The following is a 19361-nucleotide window of genomic DNA, read 5'->3' as shown; positions in this document are numbered from 1 at the left end:
AAAGTGTTCAGTATTTGAAACGGTTGCTTCAACTACTGAACACTTTATGTTGCTTATGTGAAACAGTAAACTAGGCCTCATGGAAAAGCTTTAGAATATACAACCTAATTAAGGGGACATATATTGGTGCCACAGGCTTAATGACAGAATATTTTTGTATTAGAAGAGCTTCGGCTCTTTTTGTCTTTTAATGGCATGCATATTGCATTATCTTGCTAGCAGGGAAAGCAAAATAGAAAGGAGGGAAAATCAGTGGTAAAAAATCTTCCGGTTGTCCCGACAGCGAAGGCAGGAAGCCTTGTCGAGACGCCAACAGGGATAACATGGCGTATTCAATATCCGGAAATTTTAGCGAACTGCAATATCTGTTTAGAATGCACCTTGTTTTGCCCAGATGGGGCTATAGTCCAACAAGAGGGTAAATTAGTTCTGACATTAAAGTTGTGTAAAGGGTGCGGAATTTGTGCGAATGAATGTGAAGAGAATGCCATACAAATGATCCCTGAGTATTCTGGGGTTAAGGGCGTTTTCCGTTAAGGGGGGAAATGAATGAGTACAACATTGTTAACAGGCAGTGAGGCAGCGGCCTATGGGGCAAGGTTAGCCCGTATTGAAGTTTTAGCGTATTACCCGATTACTCCGGCTTTTCCGGCAATGGAGAGGGTTAGTAAGTTTATTGATGATGGTGAGTTGAATACTCGTTTTGTACGAGTTGAGTCTGATCATAGTGCCTTAGCGGCGGCACTAGGGGCAAGTTTGGCAGGTAGCCGGACTTTTACAGTGACGAATTCTCAAGGATTGCTCTATATGACGGAAGTCGTCTATCATACGGCAGGATTACGTCAACCTGTTGTGATGGCAGTTGCAAATCGAGCTTTATCGGCACCGCATAGCCGTTTTCCAGAACAAGGCGATGCAATTTCTCAAGGAGCAAGTGGTTGGATTCAACTCTTTTGTGAAAATAATCAAGAAGTGCTTGATAATATGCTCCAGGCCTTTAAAATCGCTGAAACAATCCGTTTGCCGGTTATGGTGAATTATGAAGGGTACATCCAATCTCATACTTTAGAGGAAGTGGAAATACCTGATGAGGAAAAAATAGATCAATTTTTGCCTTTAAATCGAGTCCGGACCCTTGATGTCGAGCACCCACAAGGGGTAAATACCGTTGCTAGTCCTGAATTTTATATGGATTATAAGTTTCGTCAAAATGAAGCTATGGAGCAAGCGCTAACAGTCATTAACAATGTAGCCTCAGATTATGCCAAAGAATTTGGCCGGGATTGGTCAGGGTTAATCGAAGCTTATCAGATGGATGATGCAGAGCATGTCATTGTAGCTATGGGATCTATGGTTAGTGATGCCCGAATCGTAGTAGATGAACTGCGGAAGGCGGGTCGAAAAGTTGGGTTAGTAAAAGTAAGGGCTTGGCGGCCTTTCCCTGTGGAAGCACTTCGTGAGGCTCTTAAGAATGTGCAACTGATTACCGTGTGTGACAAAAATATCGTCTACGGTCTCGGAGGAGCGTTAGGAACCGAAGTTAAGTCAGCATTATACGGACAGTCCATACGTCTTAATAGTTATATTCTTGGGCTAGGAGGCAGGGATGTAACGACCGAAGAAATCAAGAAGGTACTTGAACTTTCGGAGAAAACTGAACAACAGGCAATTACTTCCGAATGGTTCGGGTTATAAGGAGAGATTAAACGTGGCTATATCCATCGCAGATTTGTCGAAAGAGGAATTATTTGGTCAAGGACATGCTGGTTGTGGGGGTTGTGGTGCAGCCGTTGCAGGAAGGCAAGCAATGAAGGCTTTAGGCTCTAGGACGATTATTACAATTCCAGCATCATGTATGGCAACCTTGGGTGGCTCAAACCTTAAGACGACGTGGCAAATTCCCTTTTACCATACGTTATTTGAAATGGCTCCAGCAGTATCTTCTGGAATCAGGGCAGCATTAGAAGCACAGGGAATCGAAGACGTTAATGTGGTTTCTTGGGCAGGGGATGCAGGAACAGCAGATATTGGGTTTCAATCCTTGACGGGTGCAGCTGAACGTAATGAACACATGATTCACGTGTGTTATGACAATGAGATGTACATGAATACGGGCGGACAGACGGGCAGTCAGACCCCCATGTATGCGATCACTAGTAACATGTCCAAAGGGAAAGCAGTCAAGAAGAAGAACATGTTGGCCATTATGCAAGCGCATGAAATAGATTATGTAGCGAGTGCCTCGATTGCATATCCGTTGGATCTTATTGCGAAGTTTAAAAAAGCTGCCGAAAAACCTGGATTTTCCTATATTCATATCCTAGCACCTTGTCATCGTGGTTGGCAAATTCCGGCGGAGAAAACCATTGAGTATGCACGGTTAGCCGTGGAAAGCGGTCTTTTTGAACTTTACGAAGTGGATGAAGGTGTTCGTAATCGTACTTTTGAGCCAACCTTTATTCCTGTTGCGGATTATCTGACCACTCAAGGTCGATTCAAACATCTCACCTCTGAACAGGTCGTAAAGCTTCAGAAAAGTATAAATGTCTACTATGGCCGAGGGGGGGATGAAGAGTGATGAGGGAAATTCGTTTCCATGGCCGATTTGGGCAACCAGTAGGGAAGCTCTCTCGCGCAATAGGGCAAGAACTTTTACGACAAGGTAAGAATGTCCAAGTCTTTGATGCGTTTGCCGCTGTGCGTCCCGGTGCTCCCATGTATTCCATCCTTCGAGTAGGGGATGAGTCGATTCGGAAACGTTCGGCGAATAATACGTCGCCTGATATAGTTGTGGTTTTGGATAATAGTTTATTTGATGTAATAGACGTGACCAAAGGTATCAAGGCAGATGGAACGGTAATGGCATTGGGTATGACTGAGAATGCTCTCGGGGATAAATTGCATGGTTCTTCCTTTGTTTCTCTGGACCCTTACTTTGAACCTAATAGCTCGGATGTAGCGGCAGTTTTCCTTAAAGTCTTAGCTGAGCGCGACGTTTTAGTGGTCAACGAGTAAGAACGGATGTCTGTTCAATATAATTCGTTAAAGCTCAGGAAATTTTGTGGCGATGTGTTATTATGTAAAAGCTACGGGGCCGGTTATGCCAATTGCCGGACTCCGCCCTGACTTAAGTATTCAGAATCTAGAAAATATTTTATATAAACAGAAAGAACTTGCGGTTAGACCGAAGCCGCTCATTTACCGGACGTAATCCGAAGTTTGCCAAAAATGAATAAAGAATAGTTTTCATGAAAGGTGAGGAAAGCATGATATTAAACAATCCTACCTATACGTTGGTCGGCTTCCTTGTAGTTATTGCTTTGTTATTCTTCTTGATAGCAAAAATCAAATGGCATGTCTTCATGGCCCTTCTAATTCCAATTATACTGTTTGCTTTGATCCCAGGAGTAGATCAAGGGGAGTTCATTAAGGCCTTTGAATCTGGTTTTGGAAGTACTGTCAAGTCAATCGCCGTGGTTATCGTTTTGGGTTCCGTCATTGCTGAAGCGCTTAAAGAGACCGGCGGGATTGAAAAGATTACCCTAAAAATGATTGACTGGGTTGGACAGAAAAACATGCCTTTAGCCTTGACATTAACCGGTTTCGTTATCGGACTCGCTATCTTCTCAGATGTCGGCTACGTTATCCTCAACCCCTTAGTTCACTCAGCAGCCCTTGCTTCGGGAATCAACATGAGCGTTATGTCTGCTGGTCTTGTAGGATCCATGCAGCTTACACACGCGATGGTTCCGCCAACTCCCGGCCCTTTAGCCGCTGCGGCGATACTCAATGCTGATATTGGCAAGATTATTCTATTTGGTGCTATCGCAACGTTTGTGGGATCAATTGCAGGTTGGCTGTTTGCCTTAATCGTAGGTCCCAGAATTCCCTCCCCTCCCTCTGACGAGTTTGTCGGCCAATCGTTTGCGGATAAAGGACTTAAACTTCCTTCAACCTTAGCAGCTTATACACCGATTATACTTCCTTTGCTTCTAATTGCTGGAGCAAGTGTCGCTAATCTCTATATGGCTGATGGTCTTTTCAAAACCGCTTTTAACTTTATCGGATGGCCGCCGGTGGCCTTGCTTATTGGTATTTGGTTTGCCTTTCGCAATACGAATGCAGATCAGAAGAAAGTTCAGAACGACAAGTGGATTGAAACGGCTCTACGTAACTCTGCCATGATTATTATGGTGACTGGGTTAGGTGGTTCCTTGAGTGCAATCTTAAAAGGAACCCCTGCTGTAGATTTTATCGCTCAGGCTGTCTTGAATTCTGGAGTTCCTTCCATTTTCTTGCCATTCGTTTTGGGCATTGTGGGAAACATTATCACAGGCTCTACAACAGTAGGTGTTATCACGTCAGCGTCAATTGTAGCGCCTATGCTCACAGGCTTAGGCCTTAGCCCTGAAGCAGCAATGCTCGCAGCTGGAGCTGGTTCTGTTATCATCAAGTATGTTAACTCCAGTTACTTTTGGGTTTGCACCTCCTTGTCTCGCATGGAACTTAAGCCTGCACTCTATTCCTATGGCGGTGTGACTTTGGTTGGTGGGGTCTTCTCCATGGCTGCAGTCTATGTTTTGTGGATATTTCATTTGATTTAATGCTGCGTACTGATTAAGCGTTTTTTGGGGGTGCATCGTTAAGATGTCCCCCCGAAGTACCGATGGGATTCGTAGTTTGGATTTCAATCTTAGGCAGGGTGGGATTTTGAGAGTGAATAAAAATTTTTATTGCAAATATATGGCTAAAGCTGCTGGGATTGAAAAGATAAGCTTAGGGGACATGGTTGAGATCGAAGTGGACTTAGCTCTGGCGCATGATGGAACTGGTCCCAAATTGCTCGAGGCTTGGGAAAAGCAATCTGAAAAGGTATATGATGGACGCCGGGTACTTTTAACGGTAGATCATGCTTTTCCGGCACCAACCTCAGCTGAACGCAGTTTTCAGCGCAGATTTAGTCAATTTGCTGAAGAACAAGGGTGTGTTCTTTATAATCATGGCGAAGGGGTCTTACATCAAATCGTTGCAGAGAAGGTTCCTCTTTGGCCAGGAATGATCATAGCGGGTGCCGATGGCCATGTGGCTACAGCTGGAGCCTTTGGAGCTCTGGCTTACGCTTTAACACCGGAAGAATTAGTTGCTGTTCTTGTTTCAGGTAGGCTTAAGATGCAAGTCCCAGAGCTTCTGACGATAGGACTTGACGGTGAGTTACAGCCAGAGGTACTCCCGAGGGACATTGGGCTATATTTATTGTGGAAATTTGGAAGTGATATGAAGGGGAAAGCAGTTGGTTTAACAGGATCTCTTTTCAATTCTTTATCCTCTGCTGCTCGCATGACGATCTGTAATTTCTTGCCTGAGGCGGGAGCCGCTACTGCTTTTGTTGTACCTGAAGGAGAAGAAGCTGGTCCTATCAAACGTGGAGTCGATGTCAGTAAGATTGAAGCTATGATTGCGGTTCCGCCTCAACCAACCAATGTAAAACCAGCAAGAGAACTGGCTGGAGTAAAGATTAATGTTGCGATAGCTGGGGGATGTTCGGCTGGTCGTCTGGAGGATATGCAGATTATTGCCAGCGTTCTGCAGGAGTATCCTGTGCACTCTGATGTCACCTTTATCGTGACACCAGCATCGAGGGCAGTAACACAAGCAATGGATGAGCAAGGGATTAGCGCTTTAATCAGAGAACGTGGTGCGGTTATTATGCCCCCAGGCTGTGGGCCATGTCCGGGCAAACATTTTGGAGTCTTGGCTGAGGGCGATGTTGCTATTACAACGACGATCAAGAATACACCTGGCCGAATCGGATCGATTCAGGCTAGTATCTACTTAGCCTCTCCTCGAACAGTAGCACTAGCTGCAGTTAAAGGAGTAATTTAGTTTGAAAATTTAATCAAGAGGGTACTAGCCTTGGCTTGATCAAGAAGCAAAGGTTCCTGTCCGAATGTACGGATAGGAGAACTAGGGAGAAGGGGTGAAGTATGGTGGGAAAAAGTCAACTGATTAACGATATGAAAGAATTACTAGGCCCAGAAAAAGTAATTTCTAGTAAGCTTGAACGGTATACCTATACTTATGACAGTTCTTTCTTATCCCAGCTGAATGAATTTTATCCTGATGTTGTTGTCTGTCCCATGAAAACTGAGGAAGTTCAAAAGATAATGCGCTATGCTTATAACCATGATATACCTGTTACACCCAGGGGAGCAGGGTCCGGTCAGACTGGTGGGAGTGTAGCTGTTAAGGGAGGTATTGTACTCGACCTTTCGGGTTGGACGGATATCGTGGAAATTGATGAGAGTAATATGCAAGTTGTTGTAAGACCTGGGATTGTGCACGCTGACCTCAATGTTGCGCTTTCGCCTTATGGGCTATTTTTCCCACCTGACCCAGGAAGCTCAAAAATGGCGACGGTTGGGGGCATGGTAGGCAATAATGCCAGTGGGTTGCGAGCAGTAAAGTTTGGTAACACTGGTCAGTATGTGTTGGGATTGGAAGTTGTCTTGCCAGATGGAGAGGTCATGAAGACTGGAGGATTACACTCCAGAGCACTGAAAAGCGTTTCAGGGATTAATCTTACGAGCCTTTACGTCGGCTCTGAAGGTACTTTAGGGGTTATTACACAGGTCAGACTAAAAGTTCTACCAAAACCGCCAGTTAGGGGAATCCTGCTTACGCTGTTTTCCAGTTTGGATGATGCGGCTGCCACAGTCTTAGAAGTGTTTAAGAATGGAATTATACCTTCTGGTATTGAGATATTGGACGACTCTGGGATTAAAGCCGCCAATAAATTTCAACCGGATTTAAAGCTTCCGGAAGCAGAGGCTGCCCTATTCTTTGAAATCAACGGCAGCAAGGCAGCAGTCGACTTTGAGGGGCAGCAAGTCAAAAAGATCGCAGAAAAACGGGCGAGCTCGGTGGAATGGGCCACGGACGCTCAGCGTATGGCGAAGCTTTGGCAAGGACGTGCAGTCATTGGTGCTGCTTCAGCTCGTGTTAAACCGGGTGCAACAAGAATTTTTTGTGGTGAAGATGTTTGTTTTCCGATGGCTAAGGTCCCTGAAGCGTTACGTAGAATTAAGGAGATTGGGGCAAAACATAACACACTCGTCGTAATTTATGGTCATATTGGTGACGGAAACATGCATACAGCGCCCATTATTGATCCTTTAAAGCCGGAAGAAGTCGAAGCAGCCCACCGCGTTGCCGATGATATTCATCAACTGGCTTTGGAATTGGAGGGCTCAACCACTGGAGAACATGGAGTAGGCTTCACTAGATCCCAATTTATGGAGGCGGAACATGGTAAGGCGTTGGAAATCATGAGAATTATCAAGGATGCCATAGACCCTAAAGGAATCATGAATCCCGGTAAGATATGGGTTGAGAGGTAAGCGTATGAAAACAACATATCAAGTTGATTTTGCCGAGGAACTTAAGAAATGCGTGCGCTGTGGTGAGTGTCGAGCGAATTGCCCTATCTTTGCCGAGTCAAAAAGAGAACCAGATTCACCGCGTGGGAGACTGTCCTTGGTAAAGCTCCTTCAAGAAGGAAGGATCACAGCCTCCGCAGAACTGGCTGAAAAGCTTTATGGTTGCCTACTTTGCAAAACTTGTGCTGTCAATTGCCCGTCAGGGGTCATTACAGATGAGATTATAGTGGGAGTAAGAGATTACCTTGATGATGTTTTAGATAGAAATATCATCAAGAAGTTGGTGCTTAGAGGATTCTTGACTCGTCCAGCTCTACTTCAAGCATCTTTCTCGCTCGTAAAGTTTTATCAAAAGACGGGGTTAAACAACGTTTTGACAAGATCGAAACTAATTGAGCATTTGCCAGAACAAATGAGTGCAGGTGCAAAAATATTACCGGATGTCTCAAAACGACTAGCTCGTGGACGGATCCCGGAGGTTGTTAAACCCTATGGAAAAAAACGTTTCCGTGTGGCTTACTTTTTAGGTTGTGCGACGAATTTGATTTATCCAGATGTTGCAGTGAGTGGAGTGGACGTACTAGCTAGGCATGGTTGTGAAGTGATTACTCCGGCAATAAAGTGCTGCGGTATGCCGCATTTAGCCTATGGGGATACGGATACAGCTGTACAACTAGCCAAAAATAATATGAAGATTTTGCTATCGGCACAAGTGGACGCAGTTGTGACTGATTGTTCGTCATGCTCGGCTACTTTAGCGGAAAGCTATCAGAAGCTTTTTGAGCCAGGTACAGACGAATACAAGCAAGCAAAAGAATTAAGTAGCAAGGTCTATGATCTCAGTAAGTTTTTGGTGGAAAGAACGGGTGTTCAGCCAGGTCCTAATCCAGTCAATGTCACGGTAACCTACCACGATCCGTGTCATTTGAAACGGGGGCAAAATGTCTTTAAGCAACCACGCGAACTATTAAAAGCTATTCCTGGTGTGGAGTTTAAAGAGATGAAGGAAGCGGATCGTTGCTGTGGTTCGGCGGGTAGCTTTAGTATTATGCATCACGATCTGTCCATGAAAGTTCTTGAACGGAAGATTAGTAACATCGCAACCGCCAAAGCTACAGTGGTTGCTACCAGTTGCCCAACCTGTACAATGCAGTTAAGTTACGGGTTAAAAACACACGGTATGGTTGCAGAGGTAGTACATCCAGTTCAGTTATTGGCTAAAACGTATCAGACGAAAAATTAATCTTAAAATAATAAATTTCAAGAAGTACCTTTGGCAGTGGAATTGAGTTGCTTAAAGCTCGCAAAAACTGTTTCGAACAAGAAACGGTTTTTGCGAGATAAACCGGACCATGTTTCAATCATAAGACAGATGTATTCTAGAATAGTCCGTATATTCTGGCTGTTGTTGAAGACCTTCAAAGAAGCCTTTTGGGCACTTACCAAATAACTTAGGAGAGCTTGTTGGCAACAAACGTCGCGTGTGTATAATTTCGAATCTCCTCAGCGATTATCAGGAGATCGTTGACTGGATTTCTCGAATAATATCCTGCGATGACGTCCTGACGTTAGGAAGCGAGTGTGGCAATATCCCTAATTTGACTGGCAATCTGCTCCTCAAAGCTATCGATAAAAACTAAAATGTAAGATACTTATTTCTAGGATAAGGGGTATAAAACTACTAGATTATAGTGGTAATAAAAACTCGAACACGCAAAGGAAGTGGTTTTCCCATTATACCCTCCGGCTGTAAATGGAGTGCTAATAGACAGTTACTCTGAATACTAACAGATTTGTTAGTTTATTTCTATGGATCCCGTTCAATTTACTTTTCGAAAACAAATGAAAACAATAAAAGAATATCGGATACCGGGAGATGGAAAGTGAATTAAATTTTTCGAAAGGGGGATCGCAAAATGGTTATGGATAATCCCGCGCGTAAGCGCATTTTTGTGGATCAGAGTCGTTGTTTAGGATGTAAAACTTGTGAATTAAGATGTGCGGTCGAACGCAGCTCTATAAGCAAATCCTTGCCAGAGGCGGTTCAGGAACAAATTCTGCCAAGGCCAAGAGTCTATGTTGAATGGGATGGGGAGAATTCTTTACCTATTCAGTGCAGGCATTGTGAAGATGCCCCATGCCTGGAAATATGCTCAACCGGGGCAATGCAACGAGATGAGAAGAGTGGCTGTGTTTTTGTCAATGGAAAAAAATGTATCTCTTGTTGGATGTGTGTTATGGTTTGTCCTTATGGAGTGATTGCGCCTGCCCACGAGAAACACTCTGCGGATAAATGTGACCAATGTTTCCAAATGCCGCAACCCTATTGCGTGGCGGCCTGCCCAACAGGTGCCTTACAAGAAATCTCTCTCGAGGACTATTCACTTCAGTTAAAGCAGAAAAGGGAGTCTGGGCTTGCCTAGGTTGATAAAGATATATAAAAATAGTTTCTAAGTTGAATTAAGGAGGGATTTTGATTCATGCGTCAAGTTCGAAGAAAAACAATGGATACTGCTGCAAGAGACTATTTGTTAAAGGCTAAAAACGAGGGGCTTCAACTCTCTTGGAATAAATACGAGGCTATGTTACCTCAAGACGGGTTTAGCCAAATTGGGCTGAGCTGTCACGAGTGTTTGCAGGGGCCGTGCCGCTTAAACCCCTTTCGCCCTGGGGAAAAAAGCACAGTTTGCGGTTTAGGGAACGATGAGCTGGTCTTAATTTGGTTAACTCGGCAAGCCGGAGAAAATCACGAATTGATTGCTGCAGGCTCACAAATGCTAGCGGAGCTTAAGAATAAAGTCTCGGTTGGCGAAGTGGCCTCGGATTTACTCCAATTAAAAGCAGCAAAATGGTCTGTGAATGGGACGGATTTGAGTTACTTAGTGATGGGGTTGAGCCTTAAGTTCGCCGAGTTAACATATCCTCGAGCACAACAGTCTAAAACATCTAATATAGATGATTTAATGACCTTAGGAACCCAGCAAATCAATTTAGTAGGCTTTAACGCTGATCTAGCAGAGGTACTATACGGCAAGTACAGCAGTCAGTCCCGCTTGGTTGGGTTAGGTGTAATTAGAGAAAAAGCCGTCAACATTTGCTTAGATGGTGCGAGCCCGCTGTTGCTAGCCAAAGTGTTTGAGTTACGCAATGAACTTGAGGGGGAAGCGATCCAACTGGGTGCGAGTGATGGTTTGAACATTGTATTAGCAGGGGATTTCTCCTCGAACTTTGGCTTTAATACCTCCTGCAATCAGGGGACGATCGAATTTGCTGTTTTAACCGGACTCGTAGATTTATATCTTATTGAAGATGGGCTTGGTAAAGGAAGGATCCCTGCAGCTGGTTATCATACCGTCCTCGCTACAGCAGTTTCCACCAAAGAGGCCCTTAAGGAAGTCTTTATGCAAGGCATTGCCGCTTATAGTCAACGCAATCTGAAGAAAGTAAAAGTTTCTAATCAAGTCGAAAAGGCTGAAGCGGTATCTGACATTAATCCATTAGGGATTAAGTCGCTCCTTGATCAAGGTTTGATCAACGGAATCTGTGTAATTGGCGGAGGTTCAAACCTTAAGCTTACGGAAGATCAAGGAAATTTGGATCTGGCCAGAAAGCTGAGCTTTCAGAAGGTTCTATGCTTAACCTATGGTAATTCAGCGGTAACTCTTGCTAAGTACGGTTGTTTAAATTCGGAAAGACTGGAAAACAAAGTTCTAGCAGACGAATTAGAAGGCGAAGCTACGCCACTGATTTGCAGTGTTGGTGGGGAAGGGGATGCAGCTAAGCTAATTGAAGTATTTGGAGCTGTTGGAAGAGAAAAAGTTGTAGCAGTCTTTCCGGAGTTAACCAGCGCCAGAGATTTGCAGATGGCTTTAGCTCTTGCCCAGACAGGGGCTAAGGTATTTACCGGCGTGAAATTACCTGTTGCAGGCAGTGTTAAGATTTCAGAAGAGATTGGTAAAGTCATAGAGTACAGTAAGCCTAAAGATTTAGCTGATACTGTGGCGAAATGTTTTGGAGTTCAAGAGTAGCTTGCGCAAGGGTCAAGCTGAAAGGAGGGATAAGTTTTGCAAATTGACGCGAATAAGTGCGTAGGATGTGGGCAATGCAGGCCGTTTTGCACTATGGGAGTGATTAATTTCACTCGTAGTGGAAAGGGGACCAAAGTTCATTGCTATGTAGATGAGGATGAATGTGTAGATTGCGGAATATGCTACCGGGCCCAGGTATGCCCAGTTGAGGCCCTTCATCAACCACTCTATGGTTGGCCTCGTTCCATCAGAGGAACCTTTAGCAATCCGTTAGCTGAACATAAGGAAACCCGAGTGCCAGGTCGCGGTACAGAAGAAATGAAGACTAATGATATTACCAATCGTTTTAAACGAGGCGTTGCTGGAATGGCTGCTGAGATGGGACGTCCAGGTACGGGTGCCCGAATGCGCGAAGCAGAAAAGGTCTTTAAGGCCTTAGCTAAATTAGGTGTTGAGTTTGAACCCAATAATCCTTTGACTGGATTACTCAAAGATAAAACAACTGGGGAGATGAACCCAGAGGTGCTCAATGAAAAGGTGCTTTCCGCGATTATTGAAATGATTATTCCCTTAGATAAGGTGATTCCTGTGCTGGAAACGATGGAGAGGGTGGCCGAGGAAATCAATACGGTATTTTCAATCGACTTAGTGGCGAGGACTGATGAGGATTTTTCCGTTCCAACAGCCCGCATTATGAATGAAAATAATAAATGGTTTTCAATCAACGGAAAAATTAATTTGGGGTTGGGTCACATGAACGTGAAGGGAGCGGGTGTAAAATGAGCCATACCCTTCATCGACGAGGAACTGAAGCAAACCTACAACAAGATTATATTGTCTTTTCTATGACTGCCAAAGGTTTTAATGAAATTAATTCCAGGTACGCTTTACAGGAATTTTTACGAATCCTCGATAAATATGAACATGTGAATATGGGCGATATGAAAACTGGTGGGAAGTTTCTCGTTAATAAGGATCAAATCATCAATAATGTCGCAGACACTTCGATTGTTCACGCAGTGTTTTCGGATCGGAAGCAACTCAGAGATGCTCTAAAAGAACTTAAAGAGGCAGACCTTGGAGTTTCGGTGATTGTCTCAGGAATCGTTGAGCATGTGGAACAGGCTTGTCAGGAAGCAGGGATTGATCCGCATACTGTGGAGTACTCAGTCGGAATCCGAGGTAAGCTTGCGAGAATTCCTGAGGATGAGCTCCTTGAAATCACGACCATGTGCGGACATGGTATGGTTTCACAGCATTTAGTCAGGCAAATGCTACTGGATCTAAAATGTGGCAAACGCACTGCTCAAGAAGCGGGGGAATATTTGGCCACTCCATGTGTGTGTGGAGTCTTTAATCCCCAAAGGGCGCAGAGACTACTTGAGGAATTGGCAGAATTATGGTGCTATGACGAAGTATAGACAGGGGGTTACACCATTGGTTTATGTGATAGTGGGTAATGGCCCTGCGGGGACAAATGCGATCGAACAGATCCGCAACATCGACCCAACGGGGAAAATTATCTTGATAGCTCAAGAGGCTAACATTCCGTATAGCCGAATTACAACCCCGGAATATATGACAAATGAAATTGAAGAACAAGATATGTATATTAGAGGTGCTGATTTTTACGAAAGCTATGGTGTAGAAACTCGGCTTGGGCACAGGGCGGAACAAGTCCTCGTACAGGAACATGCGGTTATCTTAGAGAACGGCGAGAAAATTGCTTATGATAAGCTTTTAATTGCCACTGGATCTCGGCCCTTTATTCCAAGCTGGATTGATCTGGAGGTGGAAGGGGTATTTTCCCTTTGGAATAAAGCGGATTCCGAGGAAATAAACTCGTTTTTACCCCGCGTTAAAAATGCGGTGATAATTGGTGGGGGGCTCGTGGGTTTACAGGCCGCCCAAGCTTTAAATGCCTGCGGCATCAAGGTTAGTGTTGTGGAAATGGCCAACCGCCTAATGCCGGGACAACTAGATCGAGCTGCCGCAGATATGCTGTTAAAAGCCCTTGGAAACCATGGAGTACGGGTTTTCCTGGGGGCTGAGGTTAAATCTTTACAAGTTAAACAGAACAAGGTTAAGGGAGTTCAAACAATAGATCATTTCCTAGAAGCTGAGCTGGTTATCACAGCTGTCGGGGTAAGACCCAATCTTGATTTTCTGACTGAAAGTGGAGTGCAAATTGAAAAGGGGATTGTGGTCAACGAATTCATGCAATCAAATGTCCCGACAATCTATGCCGCAGGGGATATAGTGCAAGCTGCCAGCCTGCTTACCGGTGAATCAATGCTCAGAGCATTGTGGCTGACGGCGGTTCAGCAGGGCAAAATTGCCGGCACCAGTATGGCTGGTTCGAGAACGGCTTATCCTGGGAGTTACGCGATGAACTCAATTCAACTTTTTGGGTTGCCGATCATTTCTTTAGGAAGAATTGAAGGAGGCTCTGGTGTGGAGGAAGTTATTCTAAGCCAGCCCTCTTCAGGGGTCTATCAGAAGCTTTTACTTGAGAATGGGTGCTTAACAGGTCTCTTATTTGCAGGGGAAGTCCGGGAAGCTGGCATAATGTATCACAAATTAGGACAGTTGCCTAACCAAGGATACTGGGCTTCCTTAAAAGTGCTCGATGTGGAGGACATGCTGGCTTGACCAGCCAAAACCAAATTTGCAAGGAGTGTATTTAATGGGAATAACTACTAAAGCTGCTTTACTCAATAAAGCGTACGACATTTTTCTTGTCGAACGTAATTTAGAATGTGGGCCCTAATCGGCGCCGGAAGGTTTAGATCCGGATTTAGCGGCTTTAGGTGAGCCTGTAGCCTGTGCCATGTACTCCGGTATGAACTCAGGTGTCCAATTAGGGGATACTGTGGTAGTTATGGTGGCGGCTTTGCGGGTCAGATCATCGCTCAATGTGCCAAACAAAAGGGTGCGGAAAAAGTTGTCGTCGTTGATGTCTTGGAGGGGAAACTAGACCTGGCTAAAAAGATACGGCAATAAAAGTCATCTTACGTCCATAATAATGAAAACGTCCCTTGTTTTTTTGCGATGAAGGAAAAGGGAGAATTATTTGAGGCCGGATTTAAATCACCCAAATATTATAAAACAAGGGGCTTGCAACATTTTGAAGCCAAGCCTCTTCTTTAAAGTATTCATCACACTAAAGGTTCATTAAATCGGGGTCTGGGAATCCTGCTTTTATGGTTAGGCTGATTTAATAACTCAGAAACAGCTTCGCAGAGACGGAAGATCCCTTCTCGAATCGTCGTTTCGGAATGACGACAGAAACAGAGTCTGAATCGATCTTTCCCTCCGGAGTTAACGTAAAAAGCATTTCCTGGGACAAAAGTCACTTTCTTTTCGGCTGCTTTGGTAAGCAGTGCGGTAGCTTTCAATCCCGGCGGCAATTCACACCATAAATAATATCCGCCTGCTGGAACAGTCCAAGATAAGCCTTGTGGTGCAAACTCCATTAAAGCGGTCACCATAGCATCTCGTTGACGCTTATATTGGCTTCTTACAACTGGAAGGTGTTTGTCCAACAGTCCTTGGGTGCAAAATTCGGTCATAATCCACTGGGTTGTTGTGCTGGTATGGAGGTCAACGTGCTGTTTGGCTAGGGATAATTGCTCTAGAACCGGAAGAGGTGCTGCGCACCAGCCGAGGCGGAGACCTGGAAAGAGCATTTTGGAGAATGTTCCAAGATAGATTACATGTGCGTGCTCATCAAGGGACTTAAGGGAAGGAAGTGGTTGGTTTTCGTAATAGAGTTCACTGTAAGGATCGTCTTCTACAATGGGCACATGGTATTGATAGGCTAATCTAAGAAGTTCATGCCGCCGTCTAAGACTCATGGTTGTTCCGGTGGGGTTTTGAAAGGTTGGGAGAGTATAGATGAATTTAGGTCGATGTCGTGAGAGAATCTGCTCTAAGACATCTATTCTTAAGCCTTCTTCATCTAAAGGTATAGTAAGAATGTGAGCCCCGGCTGCCTTAAAGACCCCTATTGCTCCTAGAAAGGAAGGTTCCTCCATTACAATATAGTCACCTGGTTCTAAGAAAACTTTGGTAAGCAGATCAAGTCCCTGTTGAGAACCGGAGGTCATAAGAATTGTTTGGGCTTGAGCATTTATGCCTCGATAACTAAGCCAATCCGCTAAGTATTGGCGTAAAGGATAATGTCCAATGGTAGGTCCGTATTCTAAGGCCTTCCAATTACCAGGACGCATTACTTCTTTGCAAATTTCGTTCAATTCGTTTAACGGATAGTATTCCCCTGCGGGAGATCCCAAGGCGAAAGAAATCTGATCCTCTTCACCGATCTCATCGAGTATGGATGCTAATACCGGATTATGCATACGTTCAGACTGACTAGAATAAAAGTTCTGCCAAGATATTGGCTGGACGGGTATACCAAGTACCTCGGAATGGTCGAGATTAGACAAACGGTTGTGAGAGGGGTAAATTGTCTGGGCAGGACTTACGATGGTTCCTTTGCCCACGTGCGGCTGAATTAATCCATCTGCTGTCAACTCATGGTAGGCGTTGACTACTGTTGTGCGATTGACTCCCAGAGAGGCGGCAAGTTTGCGCTCGGGTGGGAGGCGGTATCCGGGAGGCAGTTCATTAGCTAGAATAAGGTGACGGATCTGACTTCTGATCTGTAAGTAAAGCGGTGTTTTTAGGGAACGGTCTAAGTGCAGTTTCATTTTTATTTTCCTCACATTACTTGTTTCGATTTAACATGTCTGAAGTCAAATATTTATATTGCGTGGTTCTCGGTTCGACTGATCCCGAATTAGTAATTTGGTAATATGCTTGCCAAACGTTTAACTCCCTGTTTTATTTGCAGTGGGGAGGGGTTAGAAAAATTTAATCTCATGTTGCTGTAACTTTTTCCATCTGTATAAAAATTTGCTCCCGGAACAAAGGCCACATTCCTAGCCAAGGCATAGGGCAGGAGTTTAAGAGTGTCATACGCTTCTGGCAAGGTTAGCCAAATAAACATTCCCCCAGATGGCTCGGTCCATATAGCTTGATCGTTAAAGTTATCCTTTAGTTCCTTAAGCATAAGATCTCTTCGTATTTTATAGGCTTGGCGAATCCTTTCAATGTGTTGAGTGGGATTAAAATGAGTTAGGTAGTAATGAGTAGCTTTTTGTAATAGGGTGCTGGTGTGTAAATCAGTCCCTTGTTTTGCAACGACAAGTTTAGTTATCAGATCTTTTCCACCGACAATCCAACCAAGTCGAAGTCCGGGTGCGAGGGTCTTAGAAAAAGTGCCTAGATAAACCACCTCGTCTTCGGTAGAAAAAGACCTAATAGGCAGAATGGAAGAATTATCATAATGGAGTTCGCCGTAGGGATCATCCTCTATTATGGGAATATTGTACTTGCTCGCGATACGGAGTACCGTCTTCCTCTCCTCAATAGTTAAAGTGGTGCCTGTTGGATTCTGATATGTGGGGGTTAGGTAAATAATCTTGGGGCGGTTAAGCTTGATGGATAATTCGAGAGCCGCACTGTCAATTCCTGTCCCACCTGTAGGGATTGTTTCAAAATTGGCTTGGTAACTTCGAAAGGTTTGGATGGCTCCAAGATAACTTGGGTTCTGGAGGAGCACTACATCGCCAGGATCAATAAATAACTTAGTGATGAGGTCTAAGCCTTGTTGTGAACCGTTTGTAAGAAATATGTTTTCTGCTTCTGCTTGGATCCCTATAATACGCATTTGGGCAGCTATCTCTTCACGTAAAGGTAAATATCCTTCTGTAGTTCCGTATTGGAGGACTGAAGGGTCGCCTGTCCCAAGAACTTGAGCATAAGATTCCTGAATTTCTTTAAGGGGAAATAACTCTGGGGCTGGAAGACCGCCGGCAAAAGAAATAATCTGAGGTTGTTCAGTAACTTTTAGAAGTTCACGAATCGCTGAATTCCCCATGCAATTTACCCTTTCGGCATAGGTGTATGGCATATTTTTTCCTCCCTATTCAAGTTTTAGCTAATTATATGGGGGAGTTTTCAACCGTACAACATCCAATTGGATGATTGTGTAATACATCCAATAATTTATATTTTTACATTTTATGTTGACAGTATATATAATACCTCATATTTAAATAGAGATGCTTTTACTAAATGGAAGGTATTTGAAATAATATAAAGAATAACCAGTGAGACTATTCTGATATAATCTACAAGAAAGAAAGAAAGAAAGTGATGATGGTGATTTACGAAGCTCTAGGGATTTATAAAGTAAAATTGCCCTTGCCATTTAGGTTAAATCATGTCAACTGTTATGCAGTAAAAGGATCACTGGGCTGGTGGCTTATTGATGCGGGTCTTAGTCGAGAGGACACAGTTGAAGGATGGATGCAATTTGTTAAGGAACACTCCATTAAGCCTACAGATATTAAAGGTATCTATCTTACACATTTTCATCCGAACCATTATGGATGTTCGGGATGGCTTCAGAACTTTTCTGGTGCTCCGGTTTATATCGGGGAGATCGATGCCGAACTGATAAAACACTATTGGAAAAGTGAAAATAGCTTTGATGCTTTAGATACTTTGTTTAGAGAAAATGGCATGCTTAATGATATAGTCAAAGAAACAATGGGTTCCGTAAATGATATAATTCGTTTTACATCTCCACAGGCAGAGTTGAAAACCTTAAAAGCGGGTCAAATGGTAAGTATAGGGGATTTGGATTACCAGGTTATCTTGACACAGGGGCATTCAGATGGACATATCTGCTATTATAAGTGAGAATAGTAAGAAATGAGCCATGCCCTGACAAAAACATCTTTTTGTTAGGGGCATGGCTCATTTCCTACAGATTCAATATTCTTCAATCGAGTACGGAAGGATTATTATAAATAAGCGAAGAGATAAGGTCATGTGAGAGAAGGTTTTCAGTAAAAACGTTCATAGCCTTGGACATTTCATTGTTTTTCAGTCTTATTATGGAAAATGTACGAATTAGCTGCTTCCCTTTAATTCGGATCGCTGTTAATTCTTTGGCCGCCAATTCTTTACGCACTATCCAGCTTGAGACAAGTGCAATCCCCAGACCTGCAATGACTGCCTGCTTAACGGCTTGGCTGCTCCCAAAGATATGGGATTTTTTTACGTTAATGTTCCAATCCTTAATCAACTTGTCACTAAAGTCTCGAGTTCCAGACCCACTTTCTCTAAGAATCCATACTCGGTCTTGAAGGTGATCAGCTGTGACAATGGGAAGTCTCGCCAAAGCATGTTGGTTAGGGACAACTAAAATGATCTCGTCATCCATCAGAGCTTGAATGTCAAGGTCTGGATGATTGACCTCACCTTCCACAAGTGCCAAGTCTAAATGATTAGATCGTACAGCTTGGGTGATTTCCACAGTGTTAGCGATTGATGCATCAATATCTACATTTGGAAATTGAGTGGCAAATTCTGCTAATGCAAAAGGTAAAATATACTCACCAATCGTATAGCTGGCACCAACCTTGAGTGATCCTGTAACAGTGGTTGTTAACTCGTTAATATCTTGTTTTGCCTTTTCATACAGTTGTAATATCTGTTTTGCCAAACTATAGAGTATTTCACCTGATTGAGTAAGCTCTAAATGTTTCGGTGAGCGATTAATGAGCTTTGAGCCAAGCTCATTTTCTAGATTGCGTATCTGCAGGCTAACACTGGGTTGAGATAAATACAGTTCTTCAGCGGCACGAGAAAAATTCTTAAGCTCTGCAACAGTTACAAAGATTTTTAAGGGATCGACAATCATTGTTTACACCTCATTTAACTATGGAAAAATATTGCGGTTTTTTATGTTCGTGCACTTCAAGGAAGTACTACATTATAATACAATAACTCTGGAAAAGCGAATAATATGTATTCCTAATGA

17 protein-coding genes are annotated in these 19361 nt (G+C 43.7%); 14 read left to right on the top strand and 3 right to left on the bottom strand.

Annotation, left to right across the window (positions count from 1 at the left end):
• The first annotated feature begins 252 nt into the window (after positions 1-252).
• From LJE72_RS26190 to LJE72_RS08250, 13 genes are all read left to right on the top strand, one after another.
• Positions 253-537, top strand: a complete 285-nt coding sequence (locus LJE72_RS26190) for a 4Fe-4S binding protein (protein ID WP_229247149.1) — start codon at positions 253-255, stop codon at positions 535-537.
• 12 nt (positions 538-549) lie between these two features.
• The gene (locus LJE72_RS08305; RefSeq protein ID WP_229247148.1) at positions 550-1695 is read left to right on the top strand and encodes a transketolase C-terminal domain-containing protein; all 1146 of its coding nucleotides are present in this window, start codon (positions 550-552) and stop codon (positions 1693-1695) included.
• Positions 1696-1708: 13 nt separating this feature from the next.
• Positions 1709-2578 (top strand): thiamine pyrophosphate-dependent enzyme, encoded by an 870-nt coding sequence (locus LJE72_RS08300; protein ID WP_229247147.1) that lies wholly within the window; start codon positions 1709-1711, stop codon positions 2576-2578.
• On the top strand, positions 2578-3015 hold the full coding sequence (locus LJE72_RS08295) for a 2-oxoacid:acceptor oxidoreductase family protein (protein WP_229247220.1): 438 nt from the start codon (positions 2578-2580) through the stop codon (positions 3013-3015). The genes LJE72_RS08300 and LJE72_RS08295 overlap by 1 nt, the downstream gene beginning before the upstream one ends.
• Before the next feature lie 251 nt (positions 3016-3266).
• Entirely contained in the window at positions 3267-4604 is a 1338-nt protein-coding gene (locus tag LJE72_RS08290) for a GntP family permease (protein ID WP_229247146.1), read from the top strand.
• A 112-nt stretch (positions 4605-4716) separates the two neighbouring features.
• Positions 4717-5883 carry an aconitase family protein gene (locus tag LJE72_RS08285; RefSeq protein WP_229247145.1) on the top strand — a complete coding sequence of 389 codons (1167 nt, stop codon included), beginning with the start codon at positions 4717-4719 and terminating at the stop codon, positions 5881-5883.
• Between the two features lie 101 nt (positions 5884-5984).
• Positions 5985-7397 carry an FAD-binding oxidoreductase gene (locus LJE72_RS08280; protein ID WP_229247144.1) on the top strand — a complete coding sequence of 471 codons (1413 nt, stop codon included), beginning with the start codon at positions 5985-5987 and terminating at the stop codon, positions 7395-7397.
• Between the two features lie 4 nt (positions 7398-7401).
• Positions 7402-8679, top strand: a complete 1278-nt coding sequence (locus tag LJE72_RS08275) for a (Fe-S)-binding protein (protein ID WP_229247143.1) — start codon at positions 7402-7404, stop codon at positions 8677-8679.
• Between the two features lie 673 nt (positions 8680-9352).
• Complete coding sequence (locus LJE72_RS08270) at positions 9353-9859, top strand: 4Fe-4S dicluster domain-containing protein (protein WP_229247142.1); 507 nt, start codon at positions 9353-9355, stop codon at positions 9857-9859.
• 57 nt (positions 9860-9916) lie between these two features.
• Positions 9917-11464, top strand: coding sequence for an anaerobic carbon-monoxide dehydrogenase catalytic subunit (locus tag LJE72_RS08265; RefSeq protein ID WP_229247141.1), 1548 nt, complete (start codon positions 9917-9919; stop codon positions 11462-11464).
• A 36-nt stretch (positions 11465-11500) separates the two neighbouring features.
• The gene (locus tag LJE72_RS08260; protein ID WP_229247140.1) at positions 11501-12247 is read left to right on the top strand and encodes a 4Fe-4S binding protein; all 747 of its coding nucleotides are present in this window, start codon (positions 11501-11503) and stop codon (positions 12245-12247) included.
• Positions 12244-12885, top strand: coding sequence for a hypothetical protein (locus tag LJE72_RS08255; RefSeq protein WP_229247139.1), 642 nt, complete (start codon positions 12244-12246; stop codon positions 12883-12885). The genes LJE72_RS08260 and LJE72_RS08255 overlap by 4 nt, the downstream gene beginning before the upstream one ends.
• Positions 12886-12910: 25 nt before the next feature.
• A complete protein-coding gene (locus tag LJE72_RS08250; protein WP_229247219.1) occupies positions 12911-14116 on the top strand; it encodes an NAD(P)/FAD-dependent oxidoreductase in 1206 nt (401 codons plus the stop codon).
• A 506-nt stretch (positions 14117-14622) separates the two neighbouring features.
• Here LJE72_RS08250 and pdxR read toward each other — a convergent pair.
• Positions 14623-16176, bottom strand: coding sequence for a MocR-like pyridoxine biosynthesis transcription factor PdxR (pdxR, locus tag LJE72_RS08245; RefSeq protein WP_229247138.1), 1554 nt, complete (start codon positions 16174-16176; stop codon positions 14623-14625).
• A gap of 89 nt (positions 16177-16265) precedes the next feature.
• Positions 16266-17441 carry an aminotransferase-like domain-containing protein gene (locus LJE72_RS08240; protein WP_229247137.1) on the bottom strand — a complete coding sequence of 392 codons (1176 nt, stop codon included), beginning with the start codon at positions 17439-17441 and terminating at the stop codon, positions 16266-16268.
• Positions 17442-17686: 245 nt separating this feature from the next.
• Here LJE72_RS08240 and LJE72_RS08235 point away from each other — a divergent pair, with 245 nt between their 5' ends.
• A complete protein-coding gene (locus LJE72_RS08235) occupies positions 17687-18235 on the top strand; it encodes an MBL fold metallo-hydrolase (RefSeq protein WP_229247218.1) in 549 nt (182 codons plus the stop codon).
• An 82-nt stretch (positions 18236-18317) separates the two neighbouring features.
• Here LJE72_RS08235 and LJE72_RS08230 read toward each other — a convergent pair whose 3' ends face one another.
• On the bottom strand, positions 18318-19241 hold the full coding sequence (locus tag LJE72_RS08230; RefSeq protein ID WP_229247136.1) for a LysR family transcriptional regulator: 924 nt from the start codon (positions 19239-19241) through the stop codon (positions 18318-18320).
• Positions 19242-19361 lie beyond the last annotated feature (120 nt).

Origin of the sequence: Desulfosporosinus shakirovi (assembly GCF_020595055.1) — a bacterium.
GTDB classification, from domain to species: domain Bacteria; phylum Bacillota; class Desulfitobacteriia; order Desulfitobacteriales; family Desulfitobacteriaceae; genus Desulfosporosinus; species Desulfosporosinus shakirovi.
The sequence above is the reverse complement of the archived record's forward strand: the minus strand, read 5'-3'. Positions and strand labels throughout refer to the sequence as shown.